The organism is Mesorhizobium sp. WSM4842, from assembly GCF_055901575.1.
This window is the reverse complement of the sequence record NZ_CM148372.1, coordinates 4,759,829-4,778,484: the sequence shown is the minus strand read 5'-3', so window position 1 is coordinate 4,778,484 and position 18,656 is coordinate 4,759,829. Positions and strand designations below refer to the sequence as shown.

Here is an 18,656-nt window from a genome sequence, read left to right as displayed (position 1 = left end):
ATGCGGAATCACCTGTTCGGGATCACATGCTGAGCCTTCCGGAACCGCCTTATTCTCCGTGCGTTGGTCATGGCTGGCATTACGGAGATGTCCCCATGATGGCCAAGAAGAACGAACTCCTCGATCTCGAAAGAGGGTTCTGGACCGGCGACGCTGCCTATTTCAAAGCCAATGCCGACACCGAATGCCTGGTGGCCTTCCCACAGATGGCGCAAACGATGAGCAACGCCGACCTGGCCGGAACCGCGACGGACCCGAACCGCTGGCGCGATCTCGACATCGACCTCAAGGGCATCATCGAGCCGGGCAGCGACATTGTCATGCTGACCTATGAGGCCCATGCCACGCGCGAGAATGGCGAGCCATATGCGGGCGCTGGTCAGCACCGGCTATGTCCATCGCGTCAATGGCGGGAAGATGATGTTCCACGCGCAGACGCCTCTTGAGCCTGCCGCAAAACACTGACCCTGGCGCAGATCACGGGAAAAAGACCGCTTCGCCCTTCAGCGCGTCAGCCAGCATCTTTTCATACTTGCCCCTTGGCACGTCGACCGCGCCGAAGCGTTTGAGGTGCTCGGTGGTGAACTGGGTGTCGAGCAGCGCAAAGCGCCGTTCCTTCAGGCGTTCGACCAGATGCACTAGGCAGACCTTCGACGCGTCCGTTTCCCTGGCGAACATGCTTTCGCCGAAGAACACCCGGCCGAGCGACACGCCGTAGAGGCCGCCAACCAGCCGACCCTCACGCCAGGCTTCGACCGAATGGCAATGGCTCATCCTATGGAGTTCGACATAGGCCTCGCGGATCGGCGCATTGATCCAGGTCGACCGGCGTTCCTCGCGCCTTTCGGCGCAGCCATCGATCGTCGCCTCGAAGTCGAAATCGAAACGGATGTCGAACAGGTTTTTCCGGATCGCCTTCCTCAGGCTTTTGGGCGTGTGAAAACCATCGAGCGGGATGATGCCGCGCGTCTCCGGCCGTACCCAGAACACTTCGGGATCGGTGGCGCTTTCGGCCATCGGGAAGACACCCGAGGCGTAGGCCTTGAGCAACAGGTCGGTCGGGATGCGATAGCCTGGCGCGTAGGGACGGGTCATCGCATCATTATATTCTATAAGTTCACGACCTAATCCTCTTTGGCCAGATATTTTTCCAGCCAGTGGATGTCATACTCGCCATTGGCGATATCGGCATTGCCGACGAGATCGCGAAACAGCGGCAGCGTCGTATTGATGCCGTCGACGACGAATTCGTCGAGTGCCCGCCGCAGCCGCATCATGCATTCGACACGGTTGCGGCCGTGCACGATCAGCTTGCCGATCAGGCTGTCGTAGTAGGGCGGGATCTTGTAGCCGGAATAGACGCCGGAATCGACACGGATGCCGAGGCCGCCCGGCGTGTGGAAGTGGGTGATCGTGCCGGGCGAGGGGGTGAAGGTGCGCGCATCCTCGGCATTGATGCGGCATTCGATGGCGTGGCCCTGGAAGCGGATGTCTTCCTGACGCACCGAAAGCCCAGCGCCCGAGGCGACGCGGATCTGCTCGTGCACGAGGTCGATACCGGTGATCGCCTCCGTCACCGGATGCTCGACCTGCAGGCGCGTGTTCATCTCGATGAAGTAGAATTCGCCGTTCTCGTAGAGGAATTCGATAGTGCCGGCGCCGGAATAGCCAAGATCGGCGATCGCCCTGGCGCAGACGCCGCCGATATGCGCGCGCTCCTCGGCATTGAGGGCCGGCGAGGGCGCTTCTTCCCAGACTTTCTGGTGACGGCGCTGCAGCGAGCAGTCGCGCTCGCCGAAATGCACGCCGTGGCCGGCACCGTCACCGAATACCTGCACCTCGATGTGGCGTGGCTTTTGAAGGTATTTCTCGATGTATACGGCGTCGTCGCCGAAGGCAGCACCGGCTTCCGAACGCGCCGTCTGCAGTGCGACTTCAAGATCCACTTCGCTGCGCGCCACCTTCATGCCGCGTCCGCCGCCACCGGCCGACGCCTTGATGATCACGGGGTAGCCGATTTCGGCGGCGATGCGTTTGGCTTCCTTTTCCTCGGTGACCGCGCCGTCGGAGCCGGGCACCACCGGAATGCCAAGACGCTTTGCGGTGCGCTTGGCCTCGATCTTGTCGCCCATGATGCGGATGTGATCGCCGGTCGGGCCGATGAAGGTGATGTTGTGCGCGGCGAGGATATCGGCGAATTTGGCATTCTCCGACAGGAAGCCGTAGCCCGGATGCACCGCGTCGGCGCCGGTGATCTCGCAGGCCGCGACGATCTGGTGGATGTTGAGATAGCTGTCGCGCGACGGCGGCGGCCCGATGCAGACGCTCTCGTCGGCGAGCCGCACATGCATGGCGTCGGCGTCGGCTGTCGAATGCACCACTACCGTCTGGATGCCGAGCTCCTTGCAGGCGCGCAGCACTCTCAAAGCGATTTCGCCGCGATTGGCGATGAGGATTTTCTGGAACATTTTTCGGCTGTTCCCGGCTCTACTCGATCACGACGAGCGGCATGCCGTATTCGACCGGCTGCGCATCCTCGAACAGGATCGCCGTCACCGTGCCGGCACGGGGCGAGGGGATCTGGTTCATCGTCTTCATCGCCTCGATGATCAGCAGCGTCTGGCCTTCCTTGACCTGCTGGCCGACCTCGATGAACGCCTTGGCGTCGGGCGACGGCGCCAGGTAGGCGGTGCCGACCATGGGCGAGGCGACTGCATTCTTGGACACGTCGGCCGCTGCCGGGGCGGCTGCGGCCGCCGGCTGCGCTGCCGGCGGCGCGTAGGCGGGCTGCGGTGCGGCGACCGCATGGACGGCCGGCGCCTGTCGCGACACGCGCACCTTCAAGTCACCCAGCTCGACCTCGATCTCGGTGAGGTTGGTGTCGTTCAGTATGCCCGCCAGATCGCGGATAAGCTGCTGGTCAACACCATTCTTCTTAATCGACATTTTCGAGCCTTCTGTTTGTTGGCCAGTCATAGGCGTGCGGCCAGCGCCTGTAGCGCCAATGTGTAGCCGAGCGGCCCGAACCCGCAGATCACGCCGACGGCGACCGGCGAGACCATGGAGACGTGGCGGAATGATTCCCGCGCATGGATGTTGGAAAGATGAACTTCGGCGACGGGCAATGGCGCGACTGAGCGGATGGCGTCGTGAATGGCGATCGAGGTGTGGCTGTAGGCGCCCGGATTGATGACGATGCCGACAGCCTTGTCGGCGGCTTCCTGTATCCAGTCGACGAGGTCGCCCTCATGGTTCGACTGACGGAAATCGATCTCGAGCCCAAGCGCCGCACCTGCCTGCTTGCAATCGTCGGCGATCGCGGCAAGCGTCTTGCCGCCATAGATGCCCGGCTCGCGCTTGCCGAGCGCGTTGAGGTTGGGACCGTTCAGGACGAAAACCGTTTTCAAAATGCCGACCTTTTTCCAGTGTGGTTTTGAATCCGAAATTCGCAATACCTTGGAGCAGCGCTTTGAACGAATTTCGGATTCAAAGCCACACTGGCAATTTATACATTTCTGATGTGGTGGATTTGAAGTTCCTGAACGCTGGTGCCACCAAAGTAGCAGGAACTTCAAATCCACCACATCAGCGCCGGCATCAGTCGGCGCGCCGGACCTCTATAATGGGCTTAGACGCCTGCGAAAAGAGCGCAAGTGGGTTCTTTCGCTGTCCACAACAGGCGGAAAATGGCTCGCGCCGAAACCGATTAGAGTGCGGCCTTGGCCGCCTCGATCTTCTCCGCCAGCACTTGCTGGCCGAGTGCCCCGAACACCACCTCGTTGCCGACCACATAGGAGGGCGTTCCGGTGATGGCCAGCTTGTTGGCAATGTCATAGGTCTTGGAGAGGGCCTCGGCGATCGACGGGTCCTTCATCTTCTCGCGCAGCGTCGCTTCGTCGGCGCCGAGCGAAAGCGCTACCTTGATGGCCGCTGCTTCGGTGGCGCGTCCCTGGGCGCCGAGCAGCGCGTTGTGGAACTCGCCGTATTTCTCCGGCATCATCAGGTGGAAGGCCATCGAGACGACGCTCGCCTTCTGCGAATCCGGGCCGAGGATCGGGAACTCCTTGAGCACGAAGCGCAGGTCCGGATCGGCTGTCGTCAGCGTCTTCATGTCCTCCATGGCGCGTTTGCAGTAACCGCAATTGTAATCGTAGAACTCGACGATGGTGACCTTGCCGTTCGGATTGCCGACGACGCCGTCGAAAGCCGAGTTGAAGATCTGGTCCTTGGCATCTTTGATTATGGCGAGACTGGCGAGGCGCTGCGCCTCCTTCTGCTTGGCCTCGAGCGCTTCCTGAGCCTCCAGCAGCACTTCGGGGTTCTTGAGGAGATAGTCGCGGATGATGCCTTCGACTTCGGCCCGGTCGATCTTGGTGTCGGCGGGCGCCGCCTGGGCGATCTGCACGGCATCGGCCTTTGCCGTCTGCGGACTTCCGGTCACGAACCCGAAACCCAGCATGGCGAGAGCGACCGCCACTCCCGTGGTGCCCAGCAGAATTGCCTTGTTCATCGTCCCTAATCCTCTTGCCTGGTTTCCGGCCCGATTGGTCTGACCTCGATTGGTCCGACTACATGTCGCCGCGCACGGTCGGAAGGTTCACTTTTTCTTGCCTGATGGTGCGTAGTTTATGATGTCCTGCGCGCGGATCCAGCCCGGTTCGCCGCGCTTCATTTTCATCTGCGCGCGCATTGCGAAGATCTTGGCATCCTTGTAGGCGCCGGAATAGAAATGGCCTTCGGCGGTTGCAAGATCGGCGGCCGGAATGTTGCCGAGCTCGCCATAGGCCTGCGCCAGATGGCGGTAACCGACGGCGTTTTCCCGGTCGCGCCCGAGGCCCTTGTTGATCTGCACCACCGCTTTCTCCAGGGATTCGGGCGTGCCGATGGCCATCAGCGCCTGGCCGTAGGAGACCGACAGCAACCCGGATCGCGCCGGATCGAGGCTGACCGCCTTGGCATAGGCTTCGGCGGCGGCCTTCGGTCTATTCGCCTTCATCAGGATGTCGCCGCGCAATTCCTGGAAATAGGGGTTTTTCGGCTGTGCCTTGATCAGCGCGTTGGTCTTGGCGAGCGCCCCGGCCAGATCGCCGAAAAGATAGCTCGTCTGCGCGTCGCCATATTGCGAGGCGAGGCTGGCCGGGTTCTTGCGCATTAGCCGCGATGCGGCGGCCTTGCCTCCCATATAAGCGGCGATCTTGATGCGCATCATGTCGTGCCGCTGCTGCAGTGCCGGCGTATCGACCTTGTCGACATAGGGGCTCTGCTTGACCAGGACTTCGAGATTGGCGATGCGTTCCCGCGGCAGCGGATGGCTGATCCGGTAGGGATCGACCTGCGCCCCTGACAGCGAGAGCGCGCTCTGAAAGCGGCCGAAGGTCTTCAGCATGCCCAGGCCGGACTGACCGGTGGCATTGAGATAGGTTATCGCCGAGCGGTCGGCGGTCATCTCTTCGGTGCGCTGATAGGCGAGGATACTGCGCTGCGCCATCTCGCCGCCGCCAGCCGCGACCCCCATGCCGGCGCCGGCGAGGCCCCGGCTTTTGGTGGTGGCGCCGGCGACGATGGCGCCGGCGCCAAGCAGCGTCGCGATGATGGCCATCGTCTTGGCGCGTTCGAGCTGGTTGCGCAATTTTTGCTGGTGCCCACCGGCAATGTGGCCGGCTTCGTGTGCGATGACGCCGATGATCTCGTTGGGCGTCTCCGCCGACATCAGGGCGCCGGTGTTGATGAACAGACGGGACCCGGCAACGAAGGCGTTGAAACTCTGGTCGTTGACCAGCACGATGTCGACGCCGTCTTCCGGCAGGCCCGCGGCCCGGAAGATCGGCCGCGCATAATCGCGTACCAGCGCCTCGATCTCGGCATCGCGCACCACCGGCACGTTTTGCGCTAAGGCGCTGATGGTGCCGGTCACAGCGACCGTCGCGGCAAGCGAAAGCGTCGCGAAGGCGCGCGCTGCCCTGGCTATCGTCGATTTGGGTCGGCTAAACATGGCAGGTCCACTGGTAGACGAGCGGGCGAAGGATGAAAAGTCGGCACTGAAACATTACCGAACTTGTGATCCTCACATCAATCGGGCATTTGTGCGGCGCAGGACGCCAAAGCTCGGCGCCGGCAGCCGACAAGTGCCGACCAAAGGGCCGACCCAAGGGCCGCCCAGGAATGAGGTCAAATGGTTGTATCGCTTTCGCGTCGCGGCGAAGTCGAGCCGTTCCACGCCATGGACATTCTGGCGGAAGCGAATCGGCTGAAGGCAACGGGCGTGCCGGTTGTTTCCATGGCCGTTGGCCAGCCGTCCGACCCCGCGCCGGCCGGGGTCAGGCAAGCGGCGACGAACGCATTGAAGATGGGGCGCATCGGCTACACCGACGCATTGGGTCTTTCCGGCCTGCGCGAGGCGATCGCGCAGCACTATGCCGACCACTACGGGCATGCCGTTTCACCCGGCCGGATCGCCGTCACCACCGGATCGTCGGCCGCCTTCAACCTGGCCTTTCTGGCGATGTTCGATCCAGGCGATCGTGTCGCCATCGCCGCACCCGGCTATCCGGCCTATCGCAACATCATGGCAGCGCTCGGCATCGAGATCGTCGAGATCGAGCTCCACGGTGATGCCTATCTCCACGCCGAACATCTGAAGGCCGCGCATCGCGAAAAGAAGCTGAAGGGTGTGTTGTTTGCCAGCCCGGCCAATCCGACCGGGGCAATTATCCCCGCCGACGAGCTGTCGGCGCTGGTGACGACGGCGCAAGAGCTCGGCATCGCCGTGATCTCCGACGAGATCTATCACCGGCTGGCTTACGCTGCGCCGGACACGACGGCGCTTGCCTACGGCCAGGACGTGACGGTGATCAATTCCTTCTCGAAATATTACTGCATGACCGGTTGGCGTATCGGCTGGATGGTGCTGCCGGAAGCATTGGTGCGGCCGGTCGAGCGCATCGCCCAGAGTCTCTACATCTCACCGCCGGAACTGTCCCAGATCGCCGCGATCGAGGCATTCAAGGCGACCGGGGAATTGGAGGCGGTGAAGGCGCGCTACGCCTGGAATCGCGAGCTTTTGATGACACACCTGCCCGAAATCGGCTTTGCGCTGGCGGCACCGATGGACGGGGCGTTCTACGCTTTCTGCGATGTCACCAGGCACACCAACGACAGTATGGCCTTCGCGCGCAAGATGCTGGCCGAGGCGCATGTGGCGGCGACGCCCGGCCGCGATTTCGATCCGCTTCAAGGCCATCGAACCATGCGCTTTTCCTACGCCGGCAGCCACGATGAGATGGTCGAGGCGATGATGCGCCTCGAACGCTGGCTGAAGTAGCGCGAATGCCGGAACTCGAACAGGCTTTGACCGAAATTGCCGCCGAAATGGCGGAGCGCACGGATCGCGGCGAAGTCGCGACCTACATTCCGCAGCTCGGCAAGGTCGATCCGAAAAAGTTCGGTATCGCCGCCGTGACCAATGACGGTCGCGTGCTGATGGCGGGCGACGCCGATGAGCCGTTTTCGATCCAGAGCATTTCGAAGGTGTTCACGCTGACATTGGCGCTCGGCAATGTCGGCGACGCGTTGTGGCAGCGTGTCGGGCGCGAGCCTTCGGGCAACCCGTTCAACTCGATCGTCCAGCTCGAGCATGAGAACGGCATTCCGCGCAATCCGTTCATCAATGCCGGCGCTATCGTCATTTCCGACATTCTGCTCGCCGGCCACCAGCCGCGCGAGGCGATCGGCGAGATCCTGCGCTTCATCCAGTTCCTGGCCGACGACGAGACCATCATCATCGACCGCGAGGTCGCGGCTTCGGAACGGGCCACCGGTTTTCGCAACTTGGCGCTTGCCAACTACATGAAATCCTTCGGCAATCTCAACCACGCGCCGGACCTGGCGCTGGGCGTCTATTTCCATCATTGCGCCATCGCCATGAGCTGCCGGCAACTGGCTTTGGCCGGCCGCTTCCTTGCCAATGGCGGCAAGAACCCGGCGACCGGCCATTCCGTTGTTTCGGCCGAGCGCGCCCGCCGCATTGGCGCGATGATGCTGACCTGCGGTCATTATGACGGCTCCGGCGATTTCGCCTTTCGCGTCGGCATCCCCGGCAAGAGCGGCGTTGGCGGCGGCATTTTGGCGATCGTGCCGGGCGTGGCTTCGCTCGCCGTCTGGTCGCCCGGCCTCAACGCCAACGGCAATTCCAGGCTGGGGTCGATTGCGCTGGAAAGGCTGGCGAAGATGATGAACTGGTCGGTCTTCGCGCCATAAAGATTTGGGGGCGCCATAGAGATTTGTGAGGCTTCAGACAAGAAAATTCCCGCGCTGTCGACAGGACAGCGCGGGATTCTTTGGTCAAAAGATCAGGCTAAACTACCGAAAAGCTTAGAAAAAGCCTTTCCGCTGCCACCAGCCGGCACGCTTCGGCTTTTCCTCGGTCTTTTCCTCTTCGGCAACAGTCGAAGACACGATCGGCTCAACCGGAGCATCTACCGGTACAGGCTTGCGTCGCGATGGGCGGACCTTCGGTTTTTCGTCGACGGTGGCCATGACTGTTTCCTCCGGAACAGGTGCGGGAGCCTCGGCAGAGGTTTCCGGCTCGGCTACCGGCGTCTCGGCGACGACGTCCGCCGCAGCCTTCTTCGGCTTGGCGGCGCGGCGCGGCTTCTTCGGCTTTTCGGCGCTCGGCATGTCGTCATTGGCCGGAGCAAGGTCCACAGGCTCTTCGACCGGCGTTGCTGCTACCGGCTCGCTGGAGACGGCTACGCCCTCCAAGACTTCGCCTTCGGACCTGTCAGCCGACTCGGCAGTGCCTGCATCGACCTCGCCTTCGTCCTCGCGGCGATTGCGCTTGCCGCCGCGCTTGCCGCGCCGGCGCTTCTTGCCCTGACCTTCATCCACCACTTGACCACCATCCGACGCTTCCACCGCCTCAGTGACGCCGACCTGGTCCTCGTGGTCTGCTTCGACGCCTTCATCGCTTAAGGCCTCGGATACGCCTTCGGCAGTGGCGGGGAGGGACGCGCCTTCCATTGGGGCGCCATGCTCGCGGTCGCGATCCTTGCCGCCGCGCCGTCTGCGGCGCTTGCGGCGCTTGCGGTCGCGGCCTTCGCCATCCTCGCTTGGTCTTGGCTGCTGCGGCTGCTGGGCTTGGCGCGGTTGCTCCGTCGGTGCAACGGCCTCGTCTTCCTCCTCCTCGATGACGATTTCGTCGGCGGGCTCTTCCGGCTCGACATAGGCGGGCAAGGTGCGCACCTCGACGAAGCCTTCAGGCTTTTCAGCCAGCGCGCCGCGGAAGATCGCATAATGCTGGGCGCCGACCGTGTCGTCGGCTTCGACGGTGATGGTCAGGCCGAAGCGGCTTTCGAGCTCCACCAGCGTGCCGCGCTTGTGGTTGAGCACATAGAGCGCGGTCGCCGCCGGCGTCCGCACCGTGATGTGGCTGCGCGAATCCTTGAGCAGAAATTCCTCGATCGCCCGCACCACCATCAGTGCGACAGACGAATCGGACCGCACATGGCCGGTGCCGCCGCAATGCGGGCAAGGCTTCATCGTCGATTCCAGCACGCTGGCACGGATGCGCTGGCGCGACATCTCCATCAGGCCGAAATGCGAGATGCGGCCGACCTGGATGCGGGCGCGATCGTTCTTGAGGTGATCCTTCAGCCGCTTTTCGACGGAGCGGTTGTTGCGATTCTCCTCCATGTCGATGAAGTCGATGACGATCAGGCCGGCAAGATCGCGCAGCCTCAACTGCCGTGCGACTTCCTCGGCCGCTTCCAGATTGGTGTGAAGCGCCGTGTCCTCGATCGAGTGCTCCTTGGTGGAGCGGCCCGAATTGACGTCGATGGCGACCAGAGCTTCGGTCTGGTTGATGATGATGTAGCCGCCGCTCTTTAGCGTCACCTGCGGCTGCAGCATGCGGTCGAGTTGCGCCTCGATGCCATTGCGTACGAAGATCGGCGTGGTGTCGCGGAACGGCTGCACGACCTTGGCGTGGCTCGGCATCAGCATGCGCATGAAGTCCTTGGCCTCGCGATAGCCCTCTTCGCCGGAAACCAGGATCTCGTCGATGTCCTTGTTGTAGAGATCGCGCACCGAGCGCTTGATCAGGCTGCCTTCCTCGTAGACCAGGGCAGGGGCCGTGGACTGCAGCGTCAGATTGCGGACGTTTTCCCAAAGCCGCATCAGATATTCGTAGTCGCGCTTGATCTCGGCCTTGGTGCGGCTTTCGCCGGCTGTGCGCAGGATGACGCCCATGCCCTGCGGCACTTCGAGATCGGCGACGACCTCCTTCAGCCGCTTGCGGTCCTGCGCGTTGGTGATCTTGCGCGAGATGCCGCCGCCACGCGCCGTGTTCGGCATCAGCACCGAATAGCGGCCGGCAAGCGACAGGTAGGTGGTGAGCGCCGCGCCCTTGTTGCCGCGCTCTTCCTTCACGACCTGCACCAGGAGGATCTGCCGGCGCTTGATCACTTCCTGGATCTTGTACTGGCGGCGCACCGGCTTGCGGCGGTTGCGCGCTTCTTCCAGCGCATCCTCGGCGCCGACCGATTCGACCTCATGGTCGTCCAGATGCGAGGACTGCACCTCTTCCAGCATGCCGCGATCATTGTCGGTGGACGTGGCTTCGCCGGCCGAGTCCGGCTGCGCCACGGCTTCGGAAATCACATCCGCTTCAATGCCGGCGGCGATGGAATTGGGTCCGCCTTCGGAAGGCCCAGTCTCATCATGGCTCGTCTCATCATGACTCGCGTCAACATGACCGGCGACATCCTCGCCATGTTCCGAAGTATCGGACGGCGTGTCGATATTTTCGGAAACGGCAGCGACGTTCTCCGCGACCGCATCCTTGCCGTGTTCGCCGCGCTCATTGGAACCGCTGTCATTGGAATCGACAGAATCGTCCGAATCGGCCGCACCTGCATCACGCTTGTGCTCGCCTCGGTCGCGGCTCTTGCCGCCGCGCCGGCGTCCGCGCCGCCCGCGATCGCGGCTCTGGCGGTCGTCGCCTTCGCCGTCCTCATCGTCCTCGTCTTCAGCCTCCTGCGCTTCCGCGCGCAGCAGCGCCTGACGGTCGGCGACCGGAATCTGGTAGTAGTCGGGATGAATTTCACTGAAGGCGAGGAAACCGTGACGGTTGCCGCCATATTCGACAAAGGCTGCCTGAAGCGAGGGTTCGACGCGCGTTACGCGGGCGAGGTAGATATTTCCTTTGAGCTGCTTTTTGTCCTGGGATTCAAAGTCGAATTCTTCAATACGGTTACCGCGAACGACGACAACACGTGTTTCCTCCGGGTGGGAGGCGTCTATCAGCATCTTGTTGGGCATTATTTCGTTTCCCCCCGGCAGCCGTCAGCCGCAGCTTGCGGGGCAAAGCCCGCCGCTGTGAGTGTGGATGAACATGGGTGCCGGGCAATTGAATGTCCGCCGGCCGCTGCCTGAGCGCCATAGCGGTGCCGCCCGCAGCCATAATGGCGCGGTTTGCTGCGGACCTTTCCATGATTGCGCTTGAAGCCATCGTAACCAGCAGAACCTTTTGAACCAAAGCCCGGGAAAACCGGACCAGCTTGTTTGCTCATACAGAGCCGGCGCGGGACAATCCCGGCCGTTTCCTCACGCAGGCGCTTCCCCCGCCACGGGCTCGCACCTGCGAAATTCGTCGCGATCACTTGATACCTTCTTCGCCTGAAGCGAAAGGAGCCGTCGTTCATCTGACCTGTAGCAGGAAGCTGCGGAGAAGGACGGTTCCAGGATTGCAGTGATCCACCATCGCTTTTATGATTTGGCGGGTTGGAAGGCAACCCCGATTTCCGATGCCGGCAAAAAGCAGTTCCGCAACGGAAGCACGGCTTTGAGCGTTGCATGAAAAGGCTTGGTTAACCTTCTCTGGATACCAATCGTTAATCGAGTTCGCGGCCTAACCGGCACTTCTACAAAACGACGACACTCCGACAAACAAGATTGGCCGACAAACAAGATTGGGCGCCTGGCGCCAAACCGGAGCGACTGGAAAGAGATGGGACTGGCAGTCTTCACGCACAAGAGTGGTCGCGCCGGAGGCATTTTTTTCTACGCCGCCTACTTCCGCGCTGCCCAATTCCGCGATGCTTGTCTGGTGTTGCTGGTTGTCGCTTGCCTGGCCTTTTCGCCGGTTTCCTTTGCCGCCGACGCGCCGCTCGCCGTGACGAGCTACAAAATGGCGGGTGACGCCACCAAGATGCGCATCGTCATGAATTTCGACCGCGAGCCCGACGTCAAATGGTTCCTGCTGCGCGGCCCCCACCGTCTGGTCGTCGACCTGCCAAGCACGAAATTCGCCATCAATGCCAAGGATGTGAAGGCGCGCGGCCTGGTCAGGAGCGTGCGCTACGGCGATCTCGGCGAGGGGGTGTCGCGGCTGATTCTCACCGGCAAGGGCCCGTTCGCCGTCGACAGGCTCGACGTGCTCAAGAACGATGACGGCAGCGGCTACCGCATCGCAATCGACATGTCTGCGGCGTCCGTGCGGGAGTTCGACGCCGCTCTTGCCAATCAGGCGCTGACCACCGGCTCGACGGTCTCTTCCGACAAGGGCGGCAGGGTCGGCACCGGCCCGGTCTCCAATCCAGGCCATCGCTTCACCGTCGTCATCGATCCAGGCCATGGCGGCATCGACGGCGGCGCCGAGGGCCTGAACGGCACGGTCGAAAAGAACGTCACGCTCGCTTTCGCCACCGAATTGCGGGAAAGACTTGCCGCAGTCGGCAAATACGACGTGTTCATGACGCGCGAGACGGACCAATTCCTGCGGCTGGACGACCGCGTGCGAATTGCCCGCCAGCACGAGGCCGATCTGCTCATTTCGATCCACGCCGACACGATCAGGGTCAAGGGCCTTCGCGGCGCAACCGTCTACACCGTCTCCGACAAGGCTTCCGATCCCGAAGCGCAGGCGCTCGCCGACCGTGAAAACCTTTCCGATCAATTCGCCGGCATGGAAATCAAGGACGACGGCAAGGAAGTGACCGACATACTGATCGACCTGATCCGCCGCGAGACGCACGGTTTCTCGATGCGTTTTGCCCAAACTTTGGTCGGCCAGCTTTCCACCAGCGTCGGCCTCATCAACAATCCGCAGCGTTCGGCCAGCTTCAAGGTGTTAAAGGCACCGGATGTCCCCTCCGTGCTGGTCGAACTCGGCTATCTGTCGAACGCGAAGGACGAGGCGCAACTGCTCAGCGCCGATTGGCGCGGCAAGGCTGCCCAGAGCATAACCAATGCCATCGCCCTGTTCGCCTCAGCCCGGGCCGGAGCCGGAGCCGGAACCGGAGGCTGAGATATCAGCCGCGCTACAACCAGAGGCAGCGTTGCACGACGACAACACCCTGCACTTATTTCCGCCATTCGAAGGCGAAATTCCAAGCTGCCGCATTTTGCCCACATGGTGGCGACATGGATTTTCGATTACCGGTCGGGATCGTCTCGAAAGCTTGCGCGAAAGGCGGCTTCGTTTAGGGGATTCCCGAACCAAGGACTGGAGCGGGCATGATTCGTCTCATTGGTTATTTCTTCGGCATCGGCACGGCGCTGGCCCTTTTGGTCGCGGCGGGCGTGGCGATCTATATCAGCCATTTGTCGAAGGATCTGCCCGACTACGAGGTCCTGGCCAAGTATGAACCGCCGGTGACGACCCGCATCCATGCGTCCGACGGTGCGCTGATGGCCGAATATGCGCGCGAGCGGCGCCTGTATTTGCCGATCCAGGCGGTGCCGGATCGTGTCAAGGCGGCCTTCCTGTCTGCCGAGGACAAGAATTTCTATAATCATCCCGGCATCGATATGACCGGCCTTGGCCGCGCTGTCATGGTCAATCTGCAGAATTTCGGCTCTGGCAAGCGCCAGGTCGGCGCCTCGACGATCACCCAGCAGGTGGCGAAAAACTTCCTGTTGTCCTCGGACCAGACCTACGAGCGCAAGATCAAGGAGATGATCCTCGCCTTCCGCATCGAGCAGGCCTATTCGAAGGACCGCATTCTCGAGCTTTACCTCAACGAAATTTTCTTCGGGCTTGGCGCCTATGGCGTCGCCGGCGCGGCACTCACCTATTTCGACAAGGCGGTGAATGAACTCACGGTGGCGGAGGCGGCCTATCTGGCGGCTTTGCCGAAGGGCCCCTCCAACTATCACCCCTTCAAATATGCCGACCGCGCCATCGAGCGCCGCAACTGGGTCATCGACCAGATGGTCGGCAACGGCTACGTCACGCAAGAGGAAGGCGCGAAGGCCAAGGCCGAGGCGCTCGGCGTCAAGCCACGCCGCTCCGGCACATATCTGTTCGCCGGCGAATACTTCACCGAGGAAGTGCGTCGCCAGATCAGCGCGCGCTACGGCGAGAATGCGCTCTACGAGGGCGGCCTGTCCGTCCGTACGACGCTCGATCCCAAGATGCAGCTGATCGCCCGCAAAGCCATGCAGAACGGCCTGATGAAGTTCGATACGCTGCGCGGCTATCGCGGGCCGGTGAAGACCATCAGCGTATCCGGCGACTGGGGCGCGCCTTTGAGCGAAGTCAAGGGACTGGACGACGTGCCCGAATGGTCGCTCGCCGTCGTGCTCGACAGCTCGGAGAGCGGCCTGTCGATCGGCCTTCGGCCGACCCGGCAGATCTCGGGCGAACTCGTCAAGGATCGCATCGAAGGCACCGTCAGCCGCGAGGACATGAGCTTCGCCATGCGTCATGTGGTCGGCGGCAAGACGGTCAAGGCCAAATCGCCGGCGGACGTGCTGAAGCCGGGCGATGTCATCTTCGTGCAGAAGAAAGAGGGAACGGACGGGGCCTATATCCTGCGCCAGGCCCCCGAAGTGGAAGGTGGCATGATCGCCATGGATCCGCATACCGGCCGTGTTCTGGCCATGGTCGGCGGGTTCTCCTACTCGCAATCCGAATTCAACCGTGCCACGCAGGCCATGCGGCAGCCGGGTTCGTCGTTCAAGCCGATCGTCTATTCGGCAGCCCTCGACAATGGCTATACGCCAGCTTCGGTGATCATGGACGGCCCGATCACCATCAAGAGCGGCAACACGACCTGGACGCCGAAGAACTACGATGGAAGGACAGCTGGCCCGGCGACCTTGCGGTCCGGCATCGAGAGGTCGCGCAATCTGATGACTGTGCGCCTGGCCAACGACATGGGCATGAAGCTGGTCGCCGAATATGCCGAGCGCTTCGGCGTCTATGACCGTCTGGCGCCGTACCTGCCGATGGCGCTGGGTTCGGGCGAGACCACCGTGATGCGCATGGTGTCGGCTTATTCGATCATGGCCAACGGCGGCAAGTCGATCAAGCCGACGCTGATCGACCGCATCCAGGATCGCTACGGCAAGACGGTGTACAGGCAGGACGAACGCGGCTGCGAAAATTGCAACGCCGCCGAATGGCAGAACCAGCCTGAGCCGGAACTGGTCGACAATTCCGAGCAGGTGCTCGATCCGATGACCGCCTATCAGATCACCTCGATGATGGAGGGCGTCGTCGAGCGCGGTACCGGCGCCACCGTCGCCGAACTCGGCCGCCACATCGCCGGCAAGACCGGAACGACAAACGACGAGAAGGATACCTGGTTCATCGGCTACACGCCCAATCTCGTTGTCGGCCTTTATATGGGCTACGATCAGCCGAAAGGTCTTGGCAAGGGCGCGACCGGCGGCGGTCTCGCAGCGCCGATCTTCAAGGACTTCATGCGCGTGGCGCTGGACGGCACGCCCAATGTCGATTTCCAGGTTCCCGAAGGCATGAAGCTGATCGCCATCAATCGCAAGACCGGCATGGCTGCCAACCCAGACGACGCTGGCGCCTTTATCGAAGCCTTCAAGCCGGGCACCGGCCCCGCCGACAGCTATTGGGTGATCGGCATGGGTGCGGACGGCTCCAACGCCTCCGGCGGCGCGCTGTCGCCACAGGCCAACCAAGCCATCCAGTCCGGCGGCGGCGGGCTCTATTGACATAGGACATGGTGTTCTGGGCCGGCTTTCGAGCCGGCCCATTTCGCTTTACAGGCGGCGGTGCCGTCCCTATGTATCGCGCCAACCCAGCTCTGTTTAAGCAACAGGGCACCATTTCAGCACAGGACAGAACGACCAGCCATGCGCGCGGAAACGCAGAACATTGTCGACGAAATCAGGCAGGCGATAACCCTGCTGAGGAGGCATCTTTGACTGGGATCAAGCCATAAAGCGGCTTGAATACCTGAATGTGCGTGCCGAGGATTCGAGTCTCTGGAACGAACCGCTGGAGGCGCAGAAGCTGATGCGTGAGCGCCAGGGCCTCGAGGAAGGCATCGCAGCGGTCAAAGGCCTCACCCAGGCGCTGGAAGACAATATCGGCCTGATCGAGCTCGGCGAGGAAGAGGGCGACGAGAGCGTCATCGCCGAGGCGGAAGCGGCGATCCGCTCGATGCGCGGCGAAGCAAAGGCCCGCCAGATCGAGACGCTGCTTTCGGGCGAGGCGGACGCCAACGACAGTTATCTCGAAGTCCATGCCGGCGCCGGCGGCACCGAAAGCCAGGACTGGGCCTCGATGCTTCTGCGCATGTACACGCGTTGGGCCGAGCGGCGGCGCTTCAAGGTCGAGGTGCTGGAAGTGCATGACGGCGAAGAGGCCGGCATCAAGTCCGCTACGCTGCTGATCAAGGGCCACAATGCCTATGGTTGGCTGAAGACGGAATCCGGCGTTCACCGTCTCGTGCGTATTTCGCCCTACGACAGCAATGCGCGCCGCCACACGTCGTTTGCCAGCGTCTGGGTCTATCCCGTAATCGACGATACGATCGAGATCGATGTTTCCGAATCGGATGTCCGCATCGACACCTATCGTTCGTCCGGATCGGGCGGCCAGCACGTCAACACCACCGATTCGGCGGTCCGCATCACCCATCTCGCCACCGGCATCGCGGTCGCCTGCCAGGCCGAGCGCTCCCAGCACAAGAACAAGGCGAAGGCCTGGGAGATGCTGCGCTCGCGGCTCTACGAGGAAGAGCTGAAGAAGCGCGAGGCGGTGGCGAACGCCACCGAAGCATCGAAGAGCGATATCGGCTGGGGCCACCAGATCCGCTCCTACGTTCTGCAGCCCTATCAGCTGGTGAAGGATCTTCGCACTGGCGTCGAGAGCACAAGCCCGTCGAGCGTGCTGGACGGCGACCTCGACGATTTCATGGAGGCGTCGCTGTCGCAGCGCATCGAGGGCGGCGCCGGCGAAGTGGTGGCCGATATCGACTGAAGCTCCTACGCCCCAAGCAGCAGGAACATCACGCTAGAGTAACAGGCTCTTCACTGTAATTGAGCGGTCGCTTTATGGCTTTGTTTTTTCATCGAATTTTCCACAACGACATCTACCTCCGGGTTAGATGTTGCAGGCCTGCCGGCACCTGGCCCGGAACCACTGCGAACTGAATCTCGTTATCCGCGATCCCATCTGCCGGGGTTGATGAAGTCACTCTCGTCAACCCCCGGCAGGCTGGTTCCGGTTGCAGATGTCGGCGCTCGGTTGCAAAGCAATTTCTTGCGCCAACAAAGGAATCAGCCCAGCATCCGAAGGGTGGGAGAAAAAGCATTTATGGCCGGACGCGGCGTATCTGCGACCTGACGATCCGGCCACTGGGAAGACACGTTCTGGGAACGGGCAAGCGAAACGCTTGATAACTCGGTGATAGGAACTGCGCCCATGCCCGCTCTCAAGACCCGATCGGCCTCTGCCGTCCAGACGGCGCGCCGCCTCCTGAATTCAATCATTGCGGTGGTGGCTCTGACCGCCGCCATCGTTGCATTTGCAGCGCCGGCTTTGGCGCACGACGCCACGCCGACTGCAGCGAAGCCGCAAGGCTGGAGTTACCCATTCTCCTGCTGTTCTGGCTATGATTGCCGCGCGGTCTCGCAGACGTCGATCAGCGAGCGTCCGGAAGGCTATGTCATCAAAGGGACAGGCGAGGTCGTGGCCTACAGCGATGCGCGGATCAAGAATTCGCCCGATGGCGAATATCACTGGTGCTCGGTCGCCGGCGCCAATGACGGAAAGACCATCTGCCTGTTCGTGCCCCCGTCGTCGTTTTAATGCGTGTCGCCCAAAGGCTTGCCCCAAGGGCCTGAGCGATGGCCTGACCCCCGAGGGTGCGCAGCGGTTTTGGGATAACGATATGCATCATAAAGATCGAAGCGCGCCACGCGTGACGCAGGCAAGCGAGTCTGCTGACAGACGGTTGTCAAGAGCGTCTCTTTATGTTGCCTTGCCGCGGACGGGAGGCAATCGTAAGGGAGGCGTTCATGACAATAAAGGCAAGCTGCCACTGCAGGGCGACGACGTTCGAAGTTTCGCAAGCGCCGCTAACCGTGACGCAATGCACCTGCTCCTTCTGCTCGAAACGCGGCTCGTTGTGGGCCTATTACACCCCGTCGCAATTCAAGCTCACCAGCCCACTCAAGAATGTCTCCTTCTACCGGTGGGGGTCGAAAACGATCAAACACGGTTTCTGCGCCACCTGCGGCTGCGGCACCTTCACCGAAACGCCGGATTGGTCGACCGGCAAGCCGAATTTCGACAATCCGAAAATCAGCGTTAATTCGCGCCTGTTCGACGATTTCGACCTCGATCAGGTCGAGGTCGTCGTGATCGACGGCAAGAATCTCTGGTAGCCGAT

The 18,656-nt window shown here is 62.1% G+C and carries 14 protein-coding genes and 1 pseudogene; 8 read left to right on the top strand and 7 right to left on the bottom strand.

All coding sequences use genetic code 11. The features are described 5' to 3' along the window. Window positions 1-95: 95 nt before the first annotated feature. Window positions 96-465, top strand: a pseudogene (locus AC0NIE_RS23230) (hypothetical protein). A 12-nt stretch (window positions 466-477) separates the two neighbouring features. Here the strand turns inward: AC0NIE_RS23230 and aat are convergent. From aat to AC0NIE_RS23200, 6 genes are all read right to left on the bottom strand, one after another. Continuing rightward, the gene (gene aat, locus AC0NIE_RS23225; protein ID WP_095492025.1) at window positions 478-1,095 is read right to left on the bottom strand and encodes a leucyl/phenylalanyl-tRNA--protein transferase; all 618 of its coding nucleotides are present in this window, start codon (window positions 1,093-1,095) and stop codon (window positions 478-480) included. Between the two features lie 29 nt (window positions 1,096-1,124). Continuing rightward, on the bottom strand, window positions 1,125-2,468 hold the full coding sequence (gene accC / locus AC0NIE_RS23220) for an acetyl-CoA carboxylase biotin carboxylase subunit (protein ID WP_473488678.1): 1,344 nt from the start codon (window positions 2,466-2,468) through the stop codon (window positions 1,125-1,127). Window positions 2,469-2,487: 19 nt separating this feature from the next. Continuing rightward, window positions 2,488-2,946, bottom strand: coding sequence for an acetyl-CoA carboxylase biotin carboxyl carrier protein (accB, locus tag AC0NIE_RS23215; RefSeq protein WP_029353815.1), 459 nt, complete (start codon window positions 2,944-2,946; stop codon window positions 2,488-2,490). Between the two features lie 26 nt (window positions 2,947-2,972). Then, complete coding sequence (gene aroQ / locus AC0NIE_RS23210; protein WP_031254564.1) at window positions 2,973-3,407, bottom strand: type II 3-dehydroquinate dehydratase; 435 nt, start codon at window positions 3,405-3,407, stop codon at window positions 2,973-2,975. Window positions 3,408-3,706: 299 nt separating this feature from the next. Next, a complete protein-coding gene (locus AC0NIE_RS23205; protein WP_123151038.1) occupies window positions 3,707-4,510 on the bottom strand; it encodes a DsbA family protein in 804 nt (267 codons plus the stop codon). A gap of 87 nt (window positions 4,511-4,597) precedes the next feature. Further along, window positions 4,598-5,992 (bottom strand): M48 family metalloprotease, encoded by a 1,395-nt coding sequence (locus AC0NIE_RS23200; RefSeq protein WP_123151037.1) that lies wholly within the window; start codon window positions 5,990-5,992, stop codon window positions 4,598-4,600. 180 nt (window positions 5,993-6,172) lie between these two features. Here AC0NIE_RS23200 and AC0NIE_RS23195 point away from each other — a divergent pair, with 180 nt between their 5' ends. Continuing rightward, on the top strand, window positions 6,173-7,321 hold the full coding sequence (locus tag AC0NIE_RS23195) for a pyridoxal phosphate-dependent aminotransferase (RefSeq protein ID WP_473488679.1): 1,149 nt from the start codon (window positions 6,173-6,175) through the stop codon (window positions 7,319-7,321). A 5-nt stretch (window positions 7,322-7,326) separates the two neighbouring features. After that, complete coding sequence (locus AC0NIE_RS23190) at window positions 7,327-8,256, top strand: glutaminase (RefSeq protein ID WP_165848789.1); 930 nt, start codon at window positions 7,327-7,329, stop codon at window positions 8,254-8,256. A 114-nt stretch (window positions 8,257-8,370) separates the two neighbouring features. Here AC0NIE_RS23190 and AC0NIE_RS23185 read toward each other — a convergent pair whose 3' ends face one another. Then, on the bottom strand, window positions 8,371-11,316 hold the full coding sequence (locus AC0NIE_RS23185; RefSeq protein ID WP_473488680.1) for an Rne/Rng family ribonuclease: 2,946 nt from the start codon (window positions 11,314-11,316) through the stop codon (window positions 8,371-8,373). 688 nt (window positions 11,317-12,004) lie between these two features. Between AC0NIE_RS23185 and AC0NIE_RS23180 the strand changes: the two genes are divergently transcribed. From AC0NIE_RS23180 to AC0NIE_RS23160, 5 genes are all read left to right on the top strand, one after another. Further along, a complete protein-coding gene (locus AC0NIE_RS23180) occupies window positions 12,005-13,303 on the top strand; it encodes an N-acetylmuramoyl-L-alanine amidase (protein ID WP_473488681.1) in 1,299 nt (432 codons plus the stop codon). 209 nt (window positions 13,304-13,512) lie between these two features. Then, complete coding sequence (locus AC0NIE_RS23175) at window positions 13,513-15,969, top strand: penicillin-binding protein 1A (RefSeq protein WP_473488682.1); 2,457 nt, start codon at window positions 13,513-13,515, stop codon at window positions 15,967-15,969. A gap of 141 nt (window positions 15,970-16,110) precedes the next feature. Then, window positions 16,111-17,242, top strand: a protein-coding gene (gene prfB / locus AC0NIE_RS23170; RefSeq protein WP_123151031.1) for a peptide chain release factor 2 whose coding sequence is annotated in 2 segments (ribosomal slippage) — window positions 16,111-16,176 and window positions 16,178-17,242 — 1,131 coding nt in all. Because the reading frame shifts where the segments join, the coding sequence is not laid out codon by codon here. A gap of 444 nt (window positions 17,243-17,686) precedes the next feature. Continuing rightward, window positions 17,687-18,073, top strand: coding sequence for a hypothetical protein (locus AC0NIE_RS23165; RefSeq protein ID WP_473488683.1), 387 nt, complete (start codon window positions 17,687-17,689; stop codon window positions 18,071-18,073). 209 nt (window positions 18,074-18,282) lie between these two features. Beyond that, a complete protein-coding gene (locus tag AC0NIE_RS23160) occupies window positions 18,283-18,651 on the top strand; it encodes a GFA family protein (RefSeq protein ID WP_473488684.1) in 369 nt (122 codons plus the stop codon). The last annotated feature ends 5 nt before the right edge of the window (window positions 18,652-18,656 follow it).